General features: G+C 68.3%; 27 protein-coding genes. 26 read left to right on the top strand and 1 reads right to left on the bottom strand.

Annotated elements, in window-relative coordinates; all coding sequences use genetic code 11:
• The first annotated feature begins 11 nt into the window (after positions 1-11).
• A complete protein-coding gene (gene tuf, locus ACIQ6Y_RS30540) occupies positions 12-1,205 on the top strand; it encodes an elongation factor Tu (RefSeq protein ID WP_404043713.1) in 1,194 nt (397 codons plus the stop codon).
• A 231-nt stretch (positions 1,206-1,436) separates the two neighbouring features.
• Complete coding sequence (locus ACIQ6Y_RS30535) at positions 1,437-2,594, top strand: acyltransferase family protein (RefSeq protein WP_404043711.1); 1,158 nt, start codon at positions 1,437-1,439, stop codon at positions 2,592-2,594.
• On the opposite strand, the gene ACIQ6Y_RS30530 is transcribed toward ACIQ6Y_RS30535, so the two are convergent.
• Positions 2,582-3,973 (bottom strand): hypothetical protein, encoded by a 1,392-nt coding sequence (locus tag ACIQ6Y_RS30530; RefSeq protein WP_404043709.1) that lies wholly within the window; start codon positions 3,971-3,973, stop codon positions 2,582-2,584. The genes ACIQ6Y_RS30535 and ACIQ6Y_RS30530 overlap by 13 nt on opposite strands.
• Positions 3,974-4,093: 120 nt before the next feature.
• Here ACIQ6Y_RS30530 and ACIQ6Y_RS30525 point away from each other — a divergent pair, with 120 nt between their 5' ends.
• From ACIQ6Y_RS30525 to rpsE, 24 genes are all read left to right on the top strand, one after another.
• Positions 4,094-8,635, top strand: a complete 4,542-nt coding sequence (locus ACIQ6Y_RS30525; protein ID WP_404043707.1) for a DUF6531 domain-containing protein — start codon at positions 4,094-4,096, stop codon at positions 8,633-8,635.
• An 11-nt stretch (positions 8,636-8,646) separates the two neighbouring features.
• Positions 8,647-9,234, top strand: a complete 588-nt coding sequence (locus ACIQ6Y_RS30520; protein ID WP_404043705.1) for a hypothetical protein — start codon at positions 8,647-8,649, stop codon at positions 9,232-9,234.
• A gap of 9 nt (positions 9,235-9,243) precedes the next feature.
• Entirely contained in the window at positions 9,244-9,759 is a 516-nt protein-coding gene (locus ACIQ6Y_RS30515) for a hypothetical protein (protein WP_404043703.1), read from the top strand.
• Between the two features lie 163 nt (positions 9,760-9,922).
• Positions 9,923-10,372, top strand: coding sequence for a hypothetical protein (locus ACIQ6Y_RS30510; protein ID WP_404043701.1), 450 nt, complete (start codon positions 9,923-9,925; stop codon positions 10,370-10,372).
• Positions 10,373-10,374: 2 nt separating this feature from the next.
• A complete protein-coding gene (locus ACIQ6Y_RS30505; RefSeq protein WP_404043699.1) occupies positions 10,375-10,929 on the top strand; it encodes a hypothetical protein in 555 nt (184 codons plus the stop codon).
• Positions 10,930-11,353: 424 nt separating this feature from the next.
• A complete protein-coding gene (gene rpsJ / locus ACIQ6Y_RS30500; protein ID WP_003948644.1) occupies positions 11,354-11,662 on the top strand; it encodes a 30S ribosomal protein S10 in 309 nt (102 codons plus the stop codon).
• A 17-nt stretch (positions 11,663-11,679) separates the two neighbouring features.
• Complete coding sequence (gene rplC, locus ACIQ6Y_RS30495; protein WP_014674369.1) at positions 11,680-12,324, top strand: 50S ribosomal protein L3; 645 nt, start codon at positions 11,680-11,682, stop codon at positions 12,322-12,324.
• 8 nt (positions 12,325-12,332) lie between these two features.
• Positions 12,333-12,983 carry a 50S ribosomal protein L4 gene (gene rplD, locus ACIQ6Y_RS30490; protein ID WP_404043697.1) on the top strand — a complete coding sequence of 217 codons (651 nt, stop codon included), beginning with the start codon at positions 12,333-12,335 and terminating at the stop codon, positions 12,981-12,983.
• Positions 12,983-13,402 carry a 50S ribosomal protein L23 gene (rplW, locus tag ACIQ6Y_RS30485; RefSeq protein ID WP_404043695.1) on the top strand — a complete coding sequence of 140 codons (420 nt, stop codon included), beginning with the start codon at positions 12,983-12,985 and terminating at the stop codon, positions 13,400-13,402. Before rplD ends, rplW begins: the two co-directional genes overlap by 1 nt.
• Before the next feature lie 39 nt (positions 13,403-13,441).
• Complete coding sequence (rplB, locus tag ACIQ6Y_RS30480) at positions 13,442-14,278, top strand: 50S ribosomal protein L2 (RefSeq protein WP_404043693.1); 837 nt, start codon at positions 13,442-13,444, stop codon at positions 14,276-14,278.
• Positions 14,279-14,290: 12 nt separating this feature from the next.
• Positions 14,291-14,572, top strand: coding sequence for a 30S ribosomal protein S19 (gene rpsS, locus ACIQ6Y_RS30475; protein ID WP_003992359.1), 282 nt, complete (start codon positions 14,291-14,293; stop codon positions 14,570-14,572).
• Positions 14,573-14,615: 43 nt separating this feature from the next.
• On the top strand, positions 14,616-14,963 hold the full coding sequence (rplV, locus tag ACIQ6Y_RS30470) for a 50S ribosomal protein L22 (RefSeq protein WP_003998827.1): 348 nt from the start codon (positions 14,616-14,618) through the stop codon (positions 14,961-14,963).
• Positions 14,963-15,790, top strand: coding sequence for a 30S ribosomal protein S3 (rpsC, locus tag ACIQ6Y_RS30465; RefSeq protein ID WP_399649785.1), 828 nt, complete (start codon positions 14,963-14,965; stop codon positions 15,788-15,790). The genes rplV and rpsC overlap by 1 nt, the downstream gene beginning before the upstream one ends.
• 5 nt (positions 15,791-15,795) lie before the next feature.
• On the top strand, positions 15,796-16,215 hold the full coding sequence (gene rplP, locus ACIQ6Y_RS30460; protein ID WP_009190136.1) for a 50S ribosomal protein L16: 420 nt from the start codon (positions 15,796-15,798) through the stop codon (positions 16,213-16,215).
• Positions 16,215-16,439, top strand: a complete 225-nt coding sequence (gene rpmC, locus ACIQ6Y_RS30455) for a 50S ribosomal protein L29 (RefSeq protein WP_007494763.1) — start codon at positions 16,215-16,217, stop codon at positions 16,437-16,439. Before rplP ends, rpmC begins: the two co-directional genes overlap by 1 nt.
• On the top strand, positions 16,436-16,723 hold the full coding sequence (rpsQ, locus tag ACIQ6Y_RS30450; RefSeq protein ID WP_020941675.1) for a 30S ribosomal protein S17: 288 nt from the start codon (positions 16,436-16,438) through the stop codon (positions 16,721-16,723). Before rpmC ends, rpsQ begins: the two co-directional genes overlap by 4 nt.
• 97 nt (positions 16,724-16,820) lie before the next feature.
• The gene (gene rplN, locus ACIQ6Y_RS30445; protein ID WP_055718836.1) at positions 16,821-17,189 is read left to right on the top strand and encodes a 50S ribosomal protein L14; all 369 of its coding nucleotides are present in this window, start codon (positions 16,821-16,823) and stop codon (positions 17,187-17,189) included.
• A 2-nt stretch (positions 17,190-17,191) separates the two neighbouring features.
• Positions 17,192-17,503, top strand: a complete 312-nt coding sequence (gene rplX / locus ACIQ6Y_RS30440) for a 50S ribosomal protein L24 (protein ID WP_404043689.1) — start codon at positions 17,192-17,194, stop codon at positions 17,501-17,503.
• Complete coding sequence (rplE, locus tag ACIQ6Y_RS30435) at positions 17,503-18,060, top strand: 50S ribosomal protein L5 (protein WP_053661885.1); 558 nt, start codon at positions 17,503-17,505, stop codon at positions 18,058-18,060. Before rplX ends, rplE begins: the two co-directional genes overlap by 1 nt.
• Before the next feature lie 5 nt (positions 18,061-18,065).
• Positions 18,066-18,251 (top strand): type Z 30S ribosomal protein S14, encoded by a 186-nt coding sequence (locus tag ACIQ6Y_RS30430; protein ID WP_003948630.1) that lies wholly within the window; start codon positions 18,066-18,068, stop codon positions 18,249-18,251.
• Between the two features lie 216 nt (positions 18,252-18,467).
• Positions 18,468-18,866 carry a 30S ribosomal protein S8 gene (gene rpsH, locus ACIQ6Y_RS30425; protein WP_004984520.1) on the top strand — a complete coding sequence of 133 codons (399 nt, stop codon included), beginning with the start codon at positions 18,468-18,470 and terminating at the stop codon, positions 18,864-18,866.
• A 24-nt stretch (positions 18,867-18,890) separates the two neighbouring features.
• Complete coding sequence (gene rplF, locus ACIQ6Y_RS30420) at positions 18,891-19,430, top strand: 50S ribosomal protein L6 (protein ID WP_404043686.1); 540 nt, start codon at positions 18,891-18,893, stop codon at positions 19,428-19,430.
• A 3-nt stretch (positions 19,431-19,433) separates the two neighbouring features.
• Positions 19,434-19,817 (top strand): 50S ribosomal protein L18, encoded by a 384-nt coding sequence (rplR, locus tag ACIQ6Y_RS30415; protein WP_404043684.1) that lies wholly within the window; start codon positions 19,434-19,436, stop codon positions 19,815-19,817.
• A 36-nt stretch (positions 19,818-19,853) separates the two neighbouring features.
• Positions 19,854-20,459, top strand: coding sequence for a 30S ribosomal protein S5 (rpsE, locus tag ACIQ6Y_RS30410; protein WP_019753099.1), 606 nt, complete (start codon positions 19,854-19,856; stop codon positions 20,457-20,459).

Here is a 20,459-nt window from a genome sequence, read left to right as displayed (position 1 = left end):
GGAGGACCCCAGTGGCGAAGGCGAAGTTCGAGCGGACTAAGCCGCACGTCAACATCGGCACCATCGGTCACATCGACCACGGTAAGACGACCCTCACGGCCGCCATTACCAAGGTGCTGCACGACGCGTACCCGGAGCTGAACGAGGCCACCCCGTTCGACAACATCGACAAGGCGCCCGAGGAGCGCCAGCGCGGTATCACCATCTCCATCGCGCACGTCGAGTACCAGACCGAGGCGCGTCACTACGCCCACGTCGACTGCCCCGGTCACGCGGACTACATCAAGAACATGATCACCGGTGCCGCCCAGATGGACGGCGCGATCCTCGTGGTCGCCGCGACCGACGGTCCGATGCCGCAGACCAAGGAGCACGTGCTCCTGGCCCGCCAGGTCGGCGTGCCGTACATCGTCGTCGCCCTGAACAAGGCCGACATGGTGGACGACGAGGAGATCCTGGAGCTCGTCGAGCTCGAGGTGCGTGAGCTCCTCTCCGAGTACGAGTTCCCGGGCGACGACCTGCCGGTCGTCAAGGTCTCGGCGCTGAAGGCGCTCGAGGGCGACGCCGAGTGGACGCAGTCCGTCCTCGACCTGATGAAGGCCGTCGACGAGTCCATCCCGGAGCCCGAGCGTGACGTCGACAAGCCGTTCCTGATGCCGATCGAGGACGTCTTCACGATCACCGGTCGCGGTACGGTCGTCACCGGCCGTATCGAGCGTGGTGTCCTCAAGGTCAACGAGACCGTCGACATCATCGGCATCAAGACCGAGAAGACCACCACCACGGTCACCGGCATCGAGATGTTCCGCAAGCTGCTCGACGAGGGCCAGGCCGGTGAGAACGTCGGTCTGCTGCTCCGTGGCATCAAGCGCGAGGACGTCGAGCGCGGCCAGGTCATCATCAAGCCCGGCTCGGTCACCCCGCACACGGAGTTCGAGGCCACGGCGTACATCCTGTCCAAGGACGAGGGTGGCCGCCACACGCCGTTCTTCAACAACTACCGCCCGCAGTTCTACTTCCGTACCACGGACGTGACCGGCGTCGTGCACCTCCCCGAGGGCACCGAGATGGTCATGCCGGGCGACAACACCGACATGCGCGTTGAGCTGATCCAGCCCATCGCCATGGAGGAGGGCCTGAAGTTCGCCATCCGTGAGGGTGGCCGGACCGTGGGCGCCGGCCAGGTCACCAAGATCCTGAAGTAAGCTCTCCGCTTGCTTGAGGGTCGGTTGACCCGGTAGCTCCAACGAGCTCCAGGAGGGGCCCGCACGACTTCGGTCGTGCGGGCCCCTTCGCTTTGCCCTGCGGCGGGTGGTGAAGTCTTCGGGAACGCTGGGCGGCTCAGGGGCGAGAAGTGGGTCAACAACGCCGAGCAGGTGGGTGAAATGGCCCCTTGTGCCCGCAAGGGGTGGAAGGTGCCCGCGTAGCGTGCGGGTGTGCTCAGATCGTCGATAGCCACGCACGGTGTCGCCGTCGCCGAGCGGCCCGCCCCGACCCCGCCGGCCGGCACGCCCGAAGCGCCCGGCGCCCTGCGCAAGCGCCCTCGGCTGTACCTGGTCGACGGCATCCGGCTCGCCGCGGCCCTGCTGGTGGTGATGCACCACTTCGCCGGCACCAAGCGCGCCGACCAGCCCGGCAACGCCATCTGGGACCGGCCGGTGCAGGACATCATGCCGACCGTGTTCCGGGTCGCGTCCTTCGGCTGGATCGGCGTCGAGATCTTCTTCGTGATCAGCGGCTTCGTGATCTGCATGTCCTGCTGGGGCCGTACGCCGCGGCAGTTCTTCGTCTCCCGGGTGATCCGGCTGTACCCGGCGTACTGGTTCGCGGTGCTGTTCACCACCGGGGTGGTCGTCGCCCTCCCCGGGGTCTGGGAGCGGCTCCCCGCGCGGGACGTGCTGCTCAACCTCACCATGCTGCAGACCGGTTCGCGCGTCCCGCACGTCGACGCCGTCTACTGGACCCTCTGGTCGGAGCTGCGGTTCTACCTGCTCTTCCTGGTCGTCGTCGCCATGGGGCTGACGTACCGCAGGGTCGTCGTCTTCTGCTGCGTCTGGGGCGCGGCCGCGATGCTCGCCCCCGTCGCCGAGCTGCCGCTGCTCACGCTGTTCGCCCAGCCCGACGGCGCCTGGTACTTCATCGCCGGCCTCGCCCTCTACCTCATGCACCGCTTCGGCCAGGACCTGCTGCTGTGGGGCATCCTCGGCATGTCCTGGCTGATGGCGCAGCACGAGCTGGCGCAGCGCGTGGTGTACGAGGGCGTCTCCAGCTGGCGTGGCGCACTGCTGATCTACACCACGTTCCTGCTGGTCATGGTCGCCGTCGCGCTCGGCCGGGCCGACCGCTTCCAGTGGCGGTGGCTGGCGACCGCGGGCTGTCTGACGTACCCGCTGTATCTCCTGCACTACGTCGCCGGTACGGCGGTCATCAACCGGCTGCGCGACACGATGGACCCCCGGCTGCTGATCGCGCTGGTGACCGCCGGGTTCCTGGTGCTGAGCTGGCTGGTGCACCGGTTCGTGGAGCGGCCGGTGGCGCGGGTGATGAAGCGGGGCCTGGACGCGTCGTTCACACGGCTGCGTCAGCGGGCCTGAGCGCCTCTGACCCGGGAGTCGCTGGTCGTACGGCGGTGCCAGACCGGGCCGCTCCGTGTGGTCCTGCCGAGGAACAGCGCGAGCACGGCCGCCACCGCCAGCGCCGCCACCGGCAGATAGCCCGTCAGATGCGAGGCGCCACCCGTCAGCACCGGCAGAGCGCAGGCGGCCGCCGCGGCATAGGCGCCGACGACGGCGAGGCGGGCCCAGGGCGTCGTCGTACAGGCGCCTTCCCAGGGGCGGGCGGTGACGGACCGGTCCGTGCCGACCAGGGCCCCGCGTCCGGCCGTGAGGGAGCGGACGTCCGCGCGGAGGGCGTCGAAGTGGCACACACGGCCGTCCGGGGCGACGTACACACCCGGCACCGAGTGCTTCTCGTCCGTCAGCTCCCAGCGCCGGGCGAACAGCAGCCGGCCCCCGACGCCGCCGAACTCCTTCGCCAGAGGCGCGATCTCCTCGCTCGGCACGAACAGGCGCAGCGAGCCCGACTCGGTGTCGGCCTCCAGGGACACCCTGACCTCGACCTTGATGCTGCCCGGCCGGGAACCGACCGTCCGGTGCTCACCGCGCACCGCCGTCAGCCGGCGCACCGCCACCGCGTACACACGCCCCTGCGCCGCGTCCTCGCGCAGCAGCCGCCGGGCACCGCGGCCCGTCAGCCGGGAGCGGTCGGAAGCGCTCAGGAAGAGCAGACCCGCGACGACGACGAGAAAGTACGGCGCGAAGGCGAGCGGCGGCCGCCAGGTCTGCGCGTACGCCGTGATGTCGGTGCTGTCGTCCACCCACCCGCCCAGCTCCGGCCGGCCCGGGACATGCAGCACGTCCACCTCGTCGTAGGCGTAGGGCGTCCCCGCGACGATGCCGCGGTCCACGGCGAGGCGGGTGCCGTCCGGCAGCTCGACGGTGAACGAGGCGTAGTGGTACGCCCCGAACTTCTGCCCGGAGACCCCGACGTGGGTCCTCTCCTCGGCCGTCACCGCGGTGATCCGGGCGTGCGACACCCGCGCCCCCGCGTCCTGGATCGCCGCGAGCGTACGCCCCTGCCCGCCGTCCGGCTGCCAGGCGAGCAACTGCGCCGCGACCAGGGCGTACGCCGCGAGGGCCAGTGCCGTCCCACGCCCGAACGAGGACACCGGCATCCGCGGAATCACCCCCGGCACCGGCCCACCGTCCCCCTGCCGCGCCGCCCCGAGCAGCGGAGCCCGTCCCGTCGCCACCACCCACCCGAGCCCGCACACCAGCGCCCCGGCCAGCGCGGCCATCACGTCCCAGCGCGGGACCGGCGCGCCGTAGCGCAGCAGTGGGAGCAGCACGGCCACGGCCGCGGACACCAGAGCGGCCGCGCCCCAGCGGCGCGTCCAGGGGGTGGATCTTCGCATGATGTGATCAAACCGGGTGCGCGGGCGGCTGTACAGGCTCTTGTGCGAGCAGCGGGGTGCAGTAAATTCACACCCGCATACGAACGTTGACGCTGATGCACTGGTGACGGGGGTTGCTGCATGGCGGGCCATCGGCCGACGGACTGGCATGTCCTGGATCTGGACAAGGACCCGGTGCCGGGGGATCCGCAGCGGGTCCGCCAACTGGCCAAGTCTCTGCATGACTTCGCGGACGATGTCTCGGACGCGTTGCGGCTGGTGAAGGGGATGGCGGGGGAGTCGACCCTCGCGGAGTGGGCGGGTAAGTCGGCGGAGGTGTTCAAGGAGGACTTCGCCGATGTCCCGAAGAACCTGAAGAAGCTGGAGAAGTCGTACTCGCTGTGCGGGGACGCGCTGGCCGACTACTGGCCGAAGCTGGAGCGTGCGCAGGCGCTGGCGGACCGTGCGTTGGTGAAGGGCCGTGAGGCACGGTCGGACCTCTCTTCCGCCAAGTCGCGTCTGTCGTCGGCGGATTCGTGGGTGACGCGGGCGGGGAAGGAGGCGGACAAGTACAAGGACGACCCGACCGGCAGCAAGTCCACCGAGAAGCCCGACGAGGCGAAGGTCCGTGCGGCGACGCGCGATGTGCAGCACGCCGAAGCTGCGCAGGCCAGTGCGCAGTCGGATGTCTCCACGGCGCAGAGTGCGCTGGACGCGGCGAAGAAGATGGCCGAGGACGCGCGCAAGATGCGTGAGGAGGCTGCGCGGACGGCGAAGTCGAAGATCGACGAGGCGTCGGACGCGGGCATCCAGAACCGGTCGTGGTGGGAGGAGATCGGGGACTGGTTCACCGACAACTGGGACAACATCGTCGCCGTCTGCAAGGTCGTCGTCGCGGTCCTCGGCATCGTCGCGATGATCATCGGCGGGCCGATTCTCGGCGCGATCGTGCTGATCGCGGCGTTGGTGGTGCTCGCGGACACGCTCTACAAATACTCACAGGGCAGAGCGTCCTTGTGGGACGTGGCGTTCGCCGCGCTGGACTGCATACCCGGCATGAAGGGCCTGACCACCCTCGGCGGACTCGCCAAGGGGCTGAAGGCGTTCGGCAAGACCGGCCTGAAAGGCATGGCGCTGGGGGCCAAGGGGCTGGGCAAGGGTACGAGAGCCCTCGGCCGGCAGATGAAGAAGCTGTTCACCTGCGGTGATCCCGTCGACATGGCCACTGGACAGATGGTCATGCAGGAGACCGACGTCTCTCTCGACGGCGTTCTTCCCCTCGTCCTGGAACGCTGTCACCGCACCGGCGTCCGAGGCGGTCGGCTGTTCGGGCGCAGTTGGATCAGCACGCTCGATCAGCGCCTCCTGCTCGACGCGACCGGTGTGCGGCTCGTGACCGCCGACGGGATGATCCTGCACTACCCGGTCCCCGGACCCGATGTCGCCGTGCTCCCGGTGGAGGGACCTCACTGGCCGCTGAGCTGGGACGGCGCGCCGGGCGGCACGTTCACCGTGAGCCAGCCCGAGAACGGCCGCACCCTCGCCTTCCGGCCGGTGGCCGCCGGGGTGTCGGCGGAACTGCCCCTCCATGAGATCAGCGACCGCAACCACAACACGGTCACGGTCGAGTACGAGGACGGACTGCCCGCCGAAGTCGTCCACCACGGCGGCTACCGCGTCACGGTGTCGTGCGAGGACGGCAGGATCACCGAACTCTCTCTGCGCAACCACCCCGACCGGCCGACCCTGATCCGCTACGGCTATGACGCGCGCGGCGACCTCACCGAGATACGCAATTCGTCCGGCCTGCCCCTGAAGCTGTCGTACGACGCCGACCATCGCATCACCGGCTGGGAGGACCGCAACGGCGCCTGGTACCGCTACGAGTACGACACCGCCGGCCGCTGCGTCGCCGTACGCGGTGTGGACGGCATGCTCGACTACACGTTCACCTACGACGAGGAAGCGCATCTGACGCTCGCCGCCGACTCGTCGGGCAACATCACGCGGTACCAGTTCAACGACGCCTACCAGCTCGTCGCCGAGACGAATCCGCTCGGCCACACCGTTCAGCAGGAGTGGAGCCGCCGCGACCAGCTTCTCTCGCGGACCGATGCCCTGGGGCGGACCCTGAGCATGGACTGGGACGAGTCCGGTCGCCTCACCGCCGTCCGGTTGCCCGACGGGACCTCCTCGACGGCCCGCTACAACGAGCTGGGGCTGCCGGAGGAGCTGACGGAGTACGACGGCAGCGTCCTGCGCCAGGAGTGGGACGAGCGGGCCAACTGCGTCGCCCTGATCGAGCCCGACGGACGCGTCACCCGCTTCACCCGGGACCTGACGGGCGCCGTGTCCTCGATGACCGACGCGCTGGGCGGCGTGACCCGGTTCGAGAACAACGCGGCGGGACAGCCGGTCTGCGTGACCGACCCGCTGGGCGCGCGGACCCGGCTGCGCTACGACGCGTTCGGGCGCACCTCCGAGATCACCGACCCATTGGGCCGGACGACCCGCCAGACGTGGACCGTCGAGGGGTTGCTCGCCGCAAGGACGGGACGGGACGGCGCTACCGAGGTGTGGAACCACGACGGTGAGGGCAACCGCGTCGCCCACACCGACGCGGTGGGCAGGACCACACGTTTCGAGTACGGCGGGTTCGACCTGCTGACCGGCCGCACGACCCCGGACGGCACCCGGTACACCTTCCGCTACGACACCGAGCTGCGGCTCGTGCAGGTCACCAATCCGCAAGGGCTCACCTGGGACTACTGCTACGACGCCGCGGGCAACCTCGTCTCGGAGTCCGACTTCGACGGGCGTGCCGTCACCTATCAGTACGACGCGGCGGGACAACTCGTCGCCCGCACCAACGCCTTGGGCCAGAGCGTCCGGTTCTCCTACGACGTGGTGGGCAACCAGATCGAGAAGTCCGTCGACGGCCGGACGACGGTCTACGCGCACGACGCGGCGGGCCGCCTGATACGTGCGGCAGGCCCGGACGCGGTCCTGGCACTCCGCTACGACACGGCCGGCAACATCGTCGGTGAGTCCGTGGACGGGCGTGAGCTGGCCACGGAGTTCGACGCCCTGGGCCGTCCGGTACGCCGCGTGACACCGACGGGCGCGGTGACCACGTACTCCTACGACGCCGCCGGGAACCGGATCGCGCTCACCGCGGCGGGGCGCGTCCTGACCTCGACGTACGACGCGGCGGGCCGGGAGATCACGCGTCGGCTCGGCGAGGGGCTGACGCTCGCCCTCGGCTGGGACACGGGCAACCGTCTGGCCGGACAGTCCCTGACCGTCACCGGAGCCGCCCGTCCGCTGCTCGGCCGCTCCTACGTCTATGCGGCCGACGGCAACCTGACCGCCCAGGAGGACCAGACCGGCCGACGGCGGTCCTTCGACCTCGACGCACTGGGACGGGTGACCGGCGTGAGTGCCGGGGACCGGTCCGAGACGTACGCGTACGACACCATGGGCAACATCACCGAGGCCGTCTGGCCGGACCGCATGCCCGAGCCCGGTGCCCGGGGCGAACGGGCCTATGCAGGGAGCCGTGTCCTGCGCGCGGGCTCCCTGCACTACGAGTACGACGCGGCCGGGAGAGTCGTACTGCGACGCAAGGCCAGGCTGTCCCGCAAGCCGGACATCTGGCGCTACACCTGGGACGCGGAGGACCGGCTCGTCTCCTGCACGACGCCGGACGGCTCCCAGTGGAGCTATGTGTACGACGCGCTGGGCCGCCGGATCGCCAAGCGGAGGATGGCGCAGGACGGCACGACCGTGGTGGAGGAGACCCGCTTCGTGTGGGACGGGCCCCACCTGGTGGAGCAGACCACGCACGGCACAGGCGACGCCGCGGCCGAGGAGGTCACGCTCACCTGGGAGCGGGACGGCATGGTTCCGCTGGCCCAGACGGAGCGCCGTGGACGGTCCGGTCTCTCCCCGGACGAGGTCGACCGACGCTTCTTCGCCATGGTCACCGACCTGGTCGGCACACCCACCGAGCTCATCGGCGAAACCGGGGCGACCGCCTGGCAGGCGGACACCACGCTCTGGGGGCTCGGCCTGCCGGACCCCCGGGCCGAGGCGGCGACACCACTGCGCTTCCCGGGACAGTACGACGACCCGGAGACGGGCCTCCACTACAACTACTTCCGGCACTACGACCCTGCCGCCGCGATGTACGTCAGCCCCGACCCGCTCGGCATGGAGGCAGGACCCCACCCCAGGGCGTATGTGACGAACCCGCTCCTGTGGCGGGACTACCTGGGACTGAAGCAGTGCTCCAAGATCCTCAGGGACAACATGGCGAAGGAGGGGCGCATCGTCGGCCCGGGACAGGCGGCGGCCCACATCGTTCCGTCGGGCTTCAACCGCTCCGGCGCTCCCGGCATGCGGGCCCTGCTGTCGAAGTACAAGGTCGACATCAACGACGCGGCGAACGGCATTCCGCTCGGTCACCCCCGGCCCCACAACTTCACCCACACCGACCGGTTCCTGGGCCGCCTCGACGCTCACCTGCACAACCTGGTCGCGGACAGGGTGGCCAGGGGCTACGGCGACCGGGCCATTCGTACCGTGCTGCGCCGCGAGCTGCGCCAGATCGGGCGTGAGATCGAGGGCGAGCTGGCCGGTGTCACCACACAGGTGCCGAGCACCGCGTACTGGACGGCGTAAGGATGACTTCCATGACCACCTCCACACCTCTGGCCGCCTACCGGATCACGCCGAGCGAAAAGAATCTGCGGACGCTCCGGCTGGACGACTCGTTGATCGACCTCAAGCGCTGGCAGATCCAGGGCGCGCGAGCCGAACTGCCCACCGCGTTCGGTGCGACATGGACCGGCGATCCCAAGGCGCCGAAAGCGGAGTTCGCCTCCGACTATCCGGGCGCGCCGATGTTGAGCCGGCGTCTCGCCGACCGGTTGGGTGACCAGCTGGAAAAGGCGGGCCACCTGGTGCCGGTGCGCGTCGAGGGGGCGGAGTCGGACGACTACCTCCTCTACGTCGTGGAGCCCCTGGTCGACTGCGTCGACGCACGCCGGTCCTCGCATCCGAAGAAGAGCACCGGAGAAATGCAGAAGATGGTCTTCCGCCCCGATGCCTACCCTGCCGCCCTGCCCGCCTTCCGGGTGCCCGGGTTTCCTGTGGCGGTCTGCTGGAACGGCTGGATGCTGGAGCTCCTGCACGACCTCGTGGGCGACGACGTCACCGGTCGCCTGCTGTGGTCACAGGATCCGGCGGCCACCCCGCACCCCCGCCCCTGGGGCTTGTGAGTCGGGGCCATGGCTGACGTGAGCGAGGAGGCGGCTCGGCTGTCCGAGCTCGGCCGCCTCACCGGCCCGGCCGCGGCCGCCGTTCTCCACGCCGCTGGCTGGCAAGGCGAGCGCAGGAATCCGGCGAAGGACTGGGCGACGACCTGGCGGCGGGACGGCGCGCACGCGTGGATCCAGGGGGACGGGCCGTCCGTGGAGGTGGAGTTCACCCTCTGGTACCGGGAGGTCGAGGAGGAGTGGCCGGACCCGGACACGTACATCGACGACCTCTACGATGCCGCTTCCGCCGAACTTCCGCGCGTGGCCGCCCAGTTGGAGTCCGGGGAGCTCGGCGCCCGGCTGGAGACCGTCGAGGAGGACCTGACCGGCGGTGTGGACTACATCGACCACACCGCGTGGAGGATCTCGGACAAGGTTCTGCTGGCCGGGGTGAGGCACGACGACACCGAGGCGCCGGTGCGGCTGGTCGTGCTGGTGCGTGAGTATGGCGGTGCCATGGAGGACGACGGAGGAGAGTGGCTGTGAGGGGTGCGGACGCCGATGCGGGGCGCCGTGGCCCCGGCGCGCTGAAGTCCTCCGTGTACCGCCTGCAACCCGCTTACAAAGACGTCCGGACCCTCCTCCTCGGCCCTCGCTCACCCAGGTCATCCGCTGGCTGATCGGTTCCGCCGCGGAGCCGCCCGCCTCCGTGACGGCCGAGTGGGACGGCAACCCCAAGCTGCCGGAGTCCGAGTTCCCGTCCGGGTACACGGGTGCGCCCGTGCTGAGCCGGCGGGTCGCGGAGTCGCTGGGGGAGGATCCGGGGAAGGCGGGGCGGATGCTGCCGGTCGAGGTCGAGGGGGCCGGGGAGGGGGCGTATCTGCTCTACGCCGTCGAGGCGGTCGTCGACTGTGTGGACGTGCGCCGCTCGTCCAGGCCCAAGAAGGGCGGTGGCCCGATGAAGATCACCGTCTTCCGTCCGGACGCCCTGCCCACCGAGCTGCCGGCCTTCCGCGTGCCCGAGTCGCCGGGTGTCGTCCACTGGAACGGCTGGGCCGTAGAGCGGCTGGCCGGGCTGCTGGGGGAGCGGCTGGAGGCCCGGCTCGTCTGGTCCGAGGACAGGTCCCTCACGCCGCATCCCGACCCCTGGGGCTTCTGACCATGCACGAGACTCTCCGCAAGCACGTCCGGCGCGGGGCCGAGCGGGCGCTGGAGGGGTTTCCCGAAGCTCTGCGACCCGAGATCTACGCCGTCTCCTTCCGGATCTGGCACGAGGACCAGGACCCCCGGTTCCCCTACGTCGCCGTCGGCTACCACACCGAGACCCAGGCACGGCGGGAGGGGCCGCCGGCCCGGTGGCACTACCCGTACTGGCTGCTGGACGGGTTCCAGCGGATCGGGCATGTGCCCGAGGACCCGGTCGGCAGTGCACTGCATCTCGCCGAGGCCCGGGCCGCCGGGATCTGGTACGCCGACGATCTCGACGAGGACCTGGTCGAGGAGTACGACGACGAGCTCGTACGGCGGTTCGACGAGGTGTGTCTCGACGCCGCCCGGGCGCTGCACAGCGGCGGGCACCTCGCGCGTGTGCTCGGCAGGGACGTCCCCGTCGTCGTGTTCGACATGGACCGGCCGGGCTGGGAGGTGGAGGCCACCGTGGCCGTCAACCCGGTGGAGCTGATCGGCGGGTTCCTGGAAGACCACGCAGGACCGTGACCCCGGGTTTGACGTCCGTCACTCCCGGGGTATTCTCTCCGGCTCGATTGGCGTCTGCCATGCCCCGTATGGCAGACTGTCGGAGTTGCTCGGTCGAGTGTTGATGCTGCGCGCCTCCCGCCGGGAGGACTGGAAGCGAGTCCCACAGTACTCGTCGCCCTAACTGCCTGATGGCAGCACTGGGGCGGACGTACGGGAATCTTCCGGGAAGCGTATGCGCGGCACCGGCCAGGCACCCGGTGGGCCTTCCGCCCCCGGCTTGCGGTTCCGGAAGGGCCGTGTGCATTCCCCGCAGGGATGTTCGAACAAGGGACATCCGTGTCAGCGGGAGCGCGACACGCCCGACCGCGTGGGTCGGAGAACGAAGGGCAGAACACAACTGCCGGGTTCCAGAGCTGTAGAGAGACAGGACTACTGAGTAGCCATGGCGGGACAGAAGATCCGCATCCGGCTCAAGGCCTACGACCACGAGGTCATCGACAGCTCGGCGAAGAAGATCGTCGAGACGGTGACGCGCACTGGTGCGTCGGTCGCGGGCCCGGTGCCGCTGCCCACTGAGAAGAACGTGTACTGCGTCATCAAGTCGCCGCACAAGTACAAGGACTCGCGCGAGCACTTCGAGATGCGCACGCACAAGCGCCTGATCGACATTCTCGACCCCACCCCCAAGACCGTTGACTCTCTGATGCGACTCGACCTCCCGGCCGGTGTCGACATCGAGATCAAGCTCTGAGGGTCGGTGAGCTGAGAATGGCTAAGCAGATCAAGGGCATCCTGGGCGAGAAGCTCGGCATGACGCAGGTGTGGGACGAGAACAACCGTGTTGTTCCGGTCACCGTCGTCAAGGCCGGCCCCAACGTCGTGACCCAGGTCCGTACGAACGACGTCGACGGCTACGAGTCGGTCCAGATCGCCTTCGGCGAGATCGACCCGCGCAAGGTGAACAAGCCCCTCAAGGGCCACTTCGCCAAGGCCGACGTCACCCCCCGTCGCCACCTCGTCGAGATCCGCACCGCGGACGCCTCCGAGTACACGCTCGGCCAGGAGATCACCGCTGAGGTGTTCGAGGCCGGCGTCAAGGTCGACGTGACCGGCAAGAGCAAGGGCAAGGGCTTCGCCGGTGTCATGAAGCGCCACAACTTCCGTGGCCTCGGCGCCGGACACGGCACCCAGCGCAAGCACCGCTCGCCCGGTTCCATCGGTGGCTGCGCCACCCCGGGCCGCGTGTTCAAGGGCCTCCGCATGGCGGGTCGCATGGGCAACGAGCGGGTCACCACCCAGAACCTGACCGTCCACGCCGTTGACGCGGAGAAGGGTCTGCTGCTCATCAAGGGCGCGGTTCCCGGTCCGAACGGCGGCCTCGTCCTGGTCCGCACCGCGGCCAAGGGGGCCTGAGGTAACCGATGAGCACTGTTGACATCCTTTCGCCGGCGGGCGACAAGGCCGGTTCCGTCGAGCTCCCCGCGGAGATCTTCGACGCCAAGGTCAGCGTTCCGCTGATCCACCAGGTCGTCGTCGCGCAGCTGGCCGCTGCCCGCCAGGGCACGCACAAGACCAAGACCCGTGGCGAAGTCCGTGGTGGTGGCAAGAAGCCTTACCGCCAGAAGGGCACCGGCCGCGCCCGTCAGGGCTCGACCCGCGCCCCGCAGTTCGCCGGCGGTGGCGTCGTCCACGGCCCGCAGCCGCGTGACTACTCGCAGCGGACCCCCAAGAAGATGAAGGCCGCCGCCCTGCGCGGTGCCCTCACCGACCGGGCCCGCCACAACCGCATCCACGTCGTCTCCGGCGTGGTCGAGGGCGCGGTTTCCACCAAGGCCGCCAAGACGCTGTTCGGCAAGATCTCGGAGCGCAAGAACCTGCTCCTGGTCGTCGAGCGCGCCGACGAGGCCGCGTGGCTGTCCGCCCGCAACCTGCCCCAGGTCCACATCCTGGAGCCGGGCCAGCTGAACACGTACGACGTTCTCGTCTCCGACGACGTGGTCTTCACCCAGGCCGCTTTCGAGTCCTTCGTGTCCGGCCCGAAGGCCACCGACACCGAAGGGACTGAGGTCTGATGGCTATCCGTCACCCCGCCGTCGCCTCGAAGGCTGCCAAGAAGGCCAAGGAGGCGCGCGTCAAGAAGGCGCGTCGCCACGCCGCCGAGGGCAAGAACACGGTCATCACCCCGCTCAGCAAGTCGTACACGGACCCCCGTGACGTGCTGATCAAGCCGGTGGTCTCCGAGAAGAGCTACGCGCTCCTGGACGAGAACAAGTACACGTTCATCGTCGACCCGCGCTCCAACAAGACCCAGATCAAGCAGGCCGTCGAGACGGTCTTCGAGGTCAAGGTCACCGGGGTGAACACGATCAACCGCGTGGGCAAGCGCAAGCGCACCCGCACCGGTTTCGGCCAGCGTGCCGCGACCAAGCGCGCGATCGTGACCCTCGCCGAGGGCGACCGTATCGACATCTTCGGCGGTCCGACCGCGTAAGCGGTCAGGATCGTCCGAATATCGGACGAGGACTGAGAAATGGGTATCCGCAAGTACAAGCCGACGACTCCTGGCCGTCGTGGCGCCAGCGTCGCCGACTTCGTCGAGGTCACGCGGTCCACGCCGGAGAAGTCGCTGGTTCGCCCCCTGCACAGCAAGGGTGGCCGTAACAACTCCGGTCGCGTGACCGTCCGCCACCAGGGTGGTGGCCACAAGCGCGCCTACCGCGTGATCGACTTCCGTCGTCACGACAAGGACGGCGTGCCGGCGAAGGTCGCTCACATCGAGTACGACCCCAACCGCACCGCGCGCATCGCGCTCCTGCACTACGCGGACGGCGAGAAGCGCTACATCCTGGCCCCCAAGGGCCTCAACCAGGGCGACCGGATCGAGAACGGCCCCGGCGCCGACATCAAGCCCGGCAACAACCTGGCGCTGCGCAACATCCCCGTCGGTACGACGATCCACTCCGTGGAGCTTCGTCCCGGTGGCGGCGCCAAGTTCGCCCGCTCCGCCGGTGCCTCCGTGCAGCTGCTCGCGAAGGAGGGCTCGATGGCCCACCTCCGCATGCCGTCCGGTGAGATCCGCCTGGTCGACGTGCGCTGCCGCGCCACCGTCGGCGAGGTCGGCAACGCCGAGCAGTCCAACATCAACTGGGGTAAGGCCGGCCGTAAGCGGTGGCTGGGCGTTCGCCCGACCGTCCGTGGTGTCGTCATGAACCCGGTCGACCACCCGCACGGTGGTGGTGAGGGCAAGACCTCCGGTGGTCGCCACCCGGTCAGCCCGTGGGGCAAGAAGGAAGGCCGTACTCGTTCGCCCAAGAAGGCGTCGAACAAGTACATCGTCCGCCGCCGCAAGACGAACAAGAAGCGCTAGGAGCGGGTTTAGATGCCGCGCAGTCTCAAGAAGGGGCCCTTCGTCGACGACCACCTGATCAAGAAGGTGGACGCCCAGAACGAAGCCGGCACCAAGAACGTCATCAAGACCTGGTCCCGTCGCTCCATGATCGTGCCGGCCATGCTCGGCCACACGCTCGCGGTGCACAACGGCAAGACCCACATCCCGGTGTTCGTCACCGAGTCGATGGTCGGCCACAAGCTCGGCGAGTTCTCGCCGACGCGCACCTTCCGGGGTCACGTCAAGGACGACCGGAAGTCGAAGCGCCGCTAGTAGCGGATCGCACTCAGACACGTAAGAAACTGAAGGGACAACCATGGAAGCCAGGGCCCAGGCGCGGTACATCCGCGTCACGCCCATGAAGGCCCGCCGCGTGGTGGACCTCATCCGTGGCATGGACGCCACGGAGGCCCAGGCTGTTCTGCGATTCGCTCCGCAGGCAGCCTCCGTGCCGGTCGGCAAGGTGCTCGACAGCGCCATTGCCAACGCCGCGCACAACTACGACCACACGGACGCCTCCTCGCTGTTCATCAGCGAGGCGTACGTCGACGAGGGCCCGACCCTGAAGCGGTTCCGTCCGCGTGCACAGGGCCGTGCCTACCGGATCCGCAAGCGGACCAGCCACATCACCGTGGTCGTCGCCAGCAAGGAAGGAACCCGGTAATGGGCCAGAAGGTAAACCCGCACGGGTTCCGGCTCGGTGTCACGACCGACTTCAAGTCGCGTTGGTACGCCGACAAGCTGTACAAGGACTACGTCAAGGAAGACGTCGCCATCCGTCGGATGCTGACGTCCGGCATGGAGCGCGCCGGCATCTCGAAGGTTGAGATCGAGCGCACCCGTGACCGTGTCCGCGTGGACATCCACACCGCGCGTCCCGGCATCGTCATCGGCCGCCGCGGTGCGGAGGCCGACAAGATCCGCGGTCAGCTGGAGAAGCTGACGGGCAAGCAGGTCCAGCTGAACATCCTCGAGGTCAAGAACCCCGAGACGGACGCTCAGCTGGTTGCTCAGGCCGTCGCCGAGCAGCTTTCCTCCCGCGTCTCCTTCCGTCGGGCCATGCGCAAGAGCATGCAGTCCGCCATGAAGGCCGGCGCCAAGGGCATCAAGATCCAGTGCGGTGGCCGCCTCGGCGGCGCCGAGATGTCCCGCTCGGAGTTCTACCGCGAGGGCCGTGTGCCCCTGCACACGCTCCGCGCGAACGTGGACTACGGCTTCTTCGAGGCCAAGACGACCTTCGGCCGCATCGGTGTGAAGGTCTGGATCTACAAGGGCGACGTCAAGAACATCGCCGAGGTCCGCGCCGAGAACGCTGCGGCCCGTGCGGGTAACCGCCCGGCCCGTGGTGGCGCCGACCGCCCGGCCCGTGGTGGCCGTGGTGGCGAGCGCGGCGGGCGCGGTCGTAAGCCGCAGCAGGCTGCCGGCGCCGAGGCCCCCAAGGCCGAGGCTCCCGCCGCCGCTCCGGCTGAGAGCACCGGAACGGAGGCCTGACCGTCATGCTGATCCCCCGTAGGGTCAAGCACCGCAAGCAGCACCACCCGAAGCGCAACGGTATGTCCAAGGGTGGAACGCAGGTTGCGTTCGGCGAGTACGGCATCCAGGCGCTGACCCCGGCCTACGTGACGAACCGCCAGATCGAGGCGGCTCGTATCGCGATGACCCGCCACATCAAGCGTGGCGGCAAGGTCTGGATCAACATCTACCCGGACCGTCCCCTCACCAAGAAGCCTGCCGAGACCCGCATGGGTTCCGGTAAGGGTTCGCCGGAGTGGTGGATCGCCAACGTCAAGCCCGGACGCGTCATGTTCGAGCTGTCGTACCCCAACGAGAAGATCGCCCGTGAGGCGCTGACTCGTGCGGCCCACAAGCTGCCGATGAAGTGCCGGATCGTCAAGCGCGAGGCAGGTGAAGCGTGATGTCGGCCGGTACCAAGGCGTCCGAGCTGCGCGAGCTGGGCAACGAGGAGCTTCTGGCGAAGCTCCGCGAGGCCAAGGAAGAGCTGTTCAACCTCCGCTTCCAGGCGGCGACGGGTCAGCTCGAAAACCACGGTCGGCTCAAGGCCGTCCGTAAGGACATCGCGCGGATCTACACCCTGATGCGCGAGCGCGAGCTGGGCATCGAAACGGTGGAGAACGCATGAGCGAGAACAACGTGACTGAGCAGAACACCGAGGCCCGAGGCTTCCGCAAGACCCGTGAGGGTCTGGTCGTCAGCGACAAGATGGACAAGACCGTCGTCGTCGCCGTCGAGGACCGTGTGAAGCACGCGCTGTACGGCAAGGTCATCCGCCGTACGAACAAGCTCAAGGCCCACGACGAGCAGAACGCTGCGGGCGTCGGCGACCGCGTCCTCCTCATGGAGACCCGGCCGCTGTCCGCGACGAAGCGCTGGCGCGTCGTCGAGATCCTCGAGAAGGCCAAGTAATTCCTGCGGGGTTATCCGCAGGACAGTTCCGCCAGGCTCGGCAGGGGTCCCGTAACAGGACCCCTGCCGGGAACCGGCAGACGATCAGGAGATAGACGTGATCCAGCAGGAGTCGCGACTGCGTGTCGCCGACAACACTGGTGCGAAGGAGATCCTTTGCATCCGTGTGCTCGGTGGCTCCGGTCGCCGCTACGCGGGCATCGGTGACGTCATCGTCGCCACCGTCAAGGACGCGATCCCCGGTGGCAACGTGAAGAAGGGCGACGTCGTCAAGGCTGTCGTCGTGCGCACCGTCAAGGAGCGCCGTCGTCCGGACGGCTCGTACATCCGCTTCGACGAGAACGCCGCCGTCATTCTGAAGAACGACGGCGACCCTCGCGGCACCCGCATCTTCGGCCCGGTCGGCCGTGAGCTGCGCGAGAAGAAGTTCATGAAGATCATCTCGCTCGCGCCGGAGGTGCTGTAAGCATGAAGATCAAGAAGGGCGACCTGGTCCAGGTCATCACCGGTAAGGACAAGGGCAAGCAGGGCAAGGTCATCGCGGCCTTCCCCCGCGAGGACCGCGTCCTGGTCGAGGGTGTCAACCGGGTCAAGAAGCACACGAAGACCGGCCCGAACCAGGCCGGCGGCATCGTGACCACCGAGGCGCCGGTCCACGTCTCCAACGTCCAGCTGGTCGTGGAGAAGGACGGCAAGAAGGTCGTCACGCGAGTCGGTTACCGCTTCGACGAAGAGGGCAACAAGATCCGCGTTGCCAAGCGGACGGGTGAGGACATCTGATGGCTACCACCACCACTCCGCGTCTGAAGACGAAGTACCGCGAGGAGATCGCGGGCAAGCTGCGTGACGAGTTCAAGTACGAGAACGTCATGCAGGTTCCCGGCCTCGTCAAGATCGTGGTCAACATGGGTGTGGGCGACGCCGCCCGCGACTCCAAGCTGATCGAGGGCGCCATCCGCGACCTCACCACGATCACCGGTCAGAAGCCGGCCGTCACCAAGGCCCGCAAGTCCATCGCGCAGTTCAAGCTGCGTGAGGGTCAGCCGATCGGTGCCCACGTCACGCTTCGTGGCGACCGCATGTGGGAGTTCCTGGACCGCACCCTGTCGCTCGCGCTGCCGCGCATCCGCGACTTCCGTGGTCTGTCCCCCAAGCAGTTCGACGGCCGTGGCAACTACACCTTCGGTCTCACGGAGCAGGTCATGTTCCACGAGATCGACCAGGACAAGATCGACCGTGTCCGGGGTATGGACATCACCGTGGTCACCACGGCGACCAACGACGCTGAGGGCCGCGCGCTCCTTCGTCACCTCGGCTTCCCCTTCAAGGAGGCGTGAGCGAGATGGCGAAGAAGGCTCTGATCGCTAAGGCTGCTCGCAAGCCCAAGTTCGGTGTGCGTGGCTACACCCGCTGCCAGCGCTGCGGCCGTCCGCACTCCGTGTACCGCAAGTTCGGCCTCTGCCGCGTGTGCCTTCGTGAGATGGCTCACCGTGGCGAGCTGCCGGGCGTGACCAAGAGCTCCTGGTAATCCCCTAAACAAGGGATTCCTGGACCTCTCGGTAAGCAACTGGGTCGGCAGGGGCCCCACCTCTGATGCCGTAGGCTAGGAGGGTTGGGCCTCTGCCGCCCTGGATCGACTTACTACGCCGTAGGTCCCCGCACCGCACCCGTCCCGTCTGCAGAAGTACGGGGAGAGGGATGGCGCATATAGGAAACCCCGGCGAGAAAGGCCACAGGCCAATTCATGACCATGACTGATCCGATCGCAGACATGTTGACGCGTCTGCGTAACGCGAACTCGGCGTACCACGACTCCGTGGCGATGCCGCACTCGAAGATCAAGTCTCACATCGCGGAGATCCTCCAGCAGGAGGGCTTCATCACGGGCTGGAAGGTCGAGGACGCCGAGGTCGGCAAGAACCTCGTTCTCGAGCTGAAGTTCGGCCCGAACCGTGAGCGCTCCATCGCGGGCATCAAGCGGATCTCCAAGCCCGGTCTCCGGGTTTACGCGAAGTCCACCAACCTGCCCAAGGTGCTGGGTGGCCTCGGCGTGGCGATCATCTCCACGTCGCACGGGCTCCTCACCGACAAGCAGGCCGGCAAGAAGGGCGTGGGTGGGGAAGTCCTCGCCTACGTCTGGTAGCAGAAGGGAACGGAGGAAACAGCTATGTCGCGCATCGGCAAGCTCCCCATCGCGGTTCCCGCCGGCGTGGACGTCACCATCGACGGCCGTACGGTCAAGGTCAAGGGCCCCAAGGGCGAACTGACCCACACCGTCGTGGCGCCGATCGAGATCGCCAAGGGCGAGGACGGCACCCTGCAGGTGACCCGCCCCAACGACGAGCGTCAGAGCAAGGCCCTGCACGGCCTCTCCCGCACGCTGGTGGCGAACATGATCACCGGCGTGACCCAGGGTTACGTGAAGAAGCTCGAGATCAGCGGTGTCGGTTACCGCGTGACCGCCAAGGGCTCGAACCTCGAGTTCGCGCTCGGTTACAGCCACCCGATCGTTGTCGAGGCCCCCGAGGGCATCTCCTTCAAGGTGGAGACCCCGACCCGTTTCCAGGTCGAGGGCATCGACAAGCAGAAGGTCGGCGAGGTTGCGGCCAACATCCGCAAGCTGCGCAAGCCCGACCCGTACAAGGCCAAGGGCGTCAAGTACGAGGGCGAAGTCATCCGCCGCAAGGTCGGAAAGGCGGGTAAGTAAGCCATGGCATACGGGCAGAAGATCCTGAAGGGCGACGCCTACAAGCGCGCCGCGATCAAGCGCCGCCACCTGCGGATCCGCAAGCGGATCAACGGCACGGAGGAGCGCCCCCGTCTCGTCGTGACCCGCTCCAACCGCCACATCGTGGCGCAGGTGATCGACGACCTGAAGGGCCACACCCTGGCGTCGGCGTCCACCCTGGACGCGTCGATCCGCGGTGCCGAGGGCGACAAGTCGGCACAGGCCAAGCAGGTCGGCGCTCTCGTCGCCGAGCGTGCCAAGGCCGCCGGTGTCGAGGCCGTCGTGTTCGACCGTGGTGGCAACCAGTACGCCGGGCGCATCGCCGCCCTGGCGGACGCCGCCCGCGAGGCCGGGCTCAAGTTCTGAGCCGCTTGTAGCTAGCGGAAAGAGAGAGGTAATCCAATGGCTGGACCCCAGCGCCGCGGAAGCGGTGCCGGTGGCGGCGAGCGGCGGGACCGGAAGGGCCGTGACGGCGGCGCTGCTGCCGCCGAGAAGACCGCGTACGTTGAGCGCGTAGTCGCGATCAACCGCGTCGCCAAGGTTGTCAAGGGTGGTCGTCGCTTCAGCTTCACCGCGCTGGTCGTGGTGGGCGACGGTGACGGCACCGTGGGTGTCGGTTACGGCAAGGCCAAGGAGGTGCCGGCCGCCATCGCCAAGGGTGTTGAGGAGGCCAAGAAGCACTTCTTCAAGGTCCCCCGCATCCAGGGCACCATCCCTCACCCCATCCAGGGTGAGAAGGCTGCCGGTGTCGTTCTCCTCAAGCCGGCTTCGCCGGGTACCGGTGTGATCGCCGGTGGTCCCGTGCGTGCCGTCCTGGAGTGCGCCGGCATCCACGACGTGCTGTCGAAGTCGCTCGGCTCCGACAACGCCATCAACATCGTGCACGCGACCGTGGAGGCCCTGAAGGGCCTGCAGCGTCCCGAGGAGATCGCGGCTCGCCGTGGTCTGCCCCTCGAGGACGTCGCCCCCGCGGCTCTCCTTCGTGCGCGTGCCGGGGCGGGTGCGTAA

It is taken from the genome of Streptomyces sp. NPDC096205 (genome assembly GCF_044763135.1).
In the GTDB taxonomy this organism is placed as follows: domain Bacteria; phylum Actinomycetota; class Actinomycetes; order Streptomycetales; family Streptomycetaceae; genus Streptomyces.
Note: the sequence above shows the minus strand (reverse complement) of the source record. Positions and strands in the feature narration are given on the sequence as shown.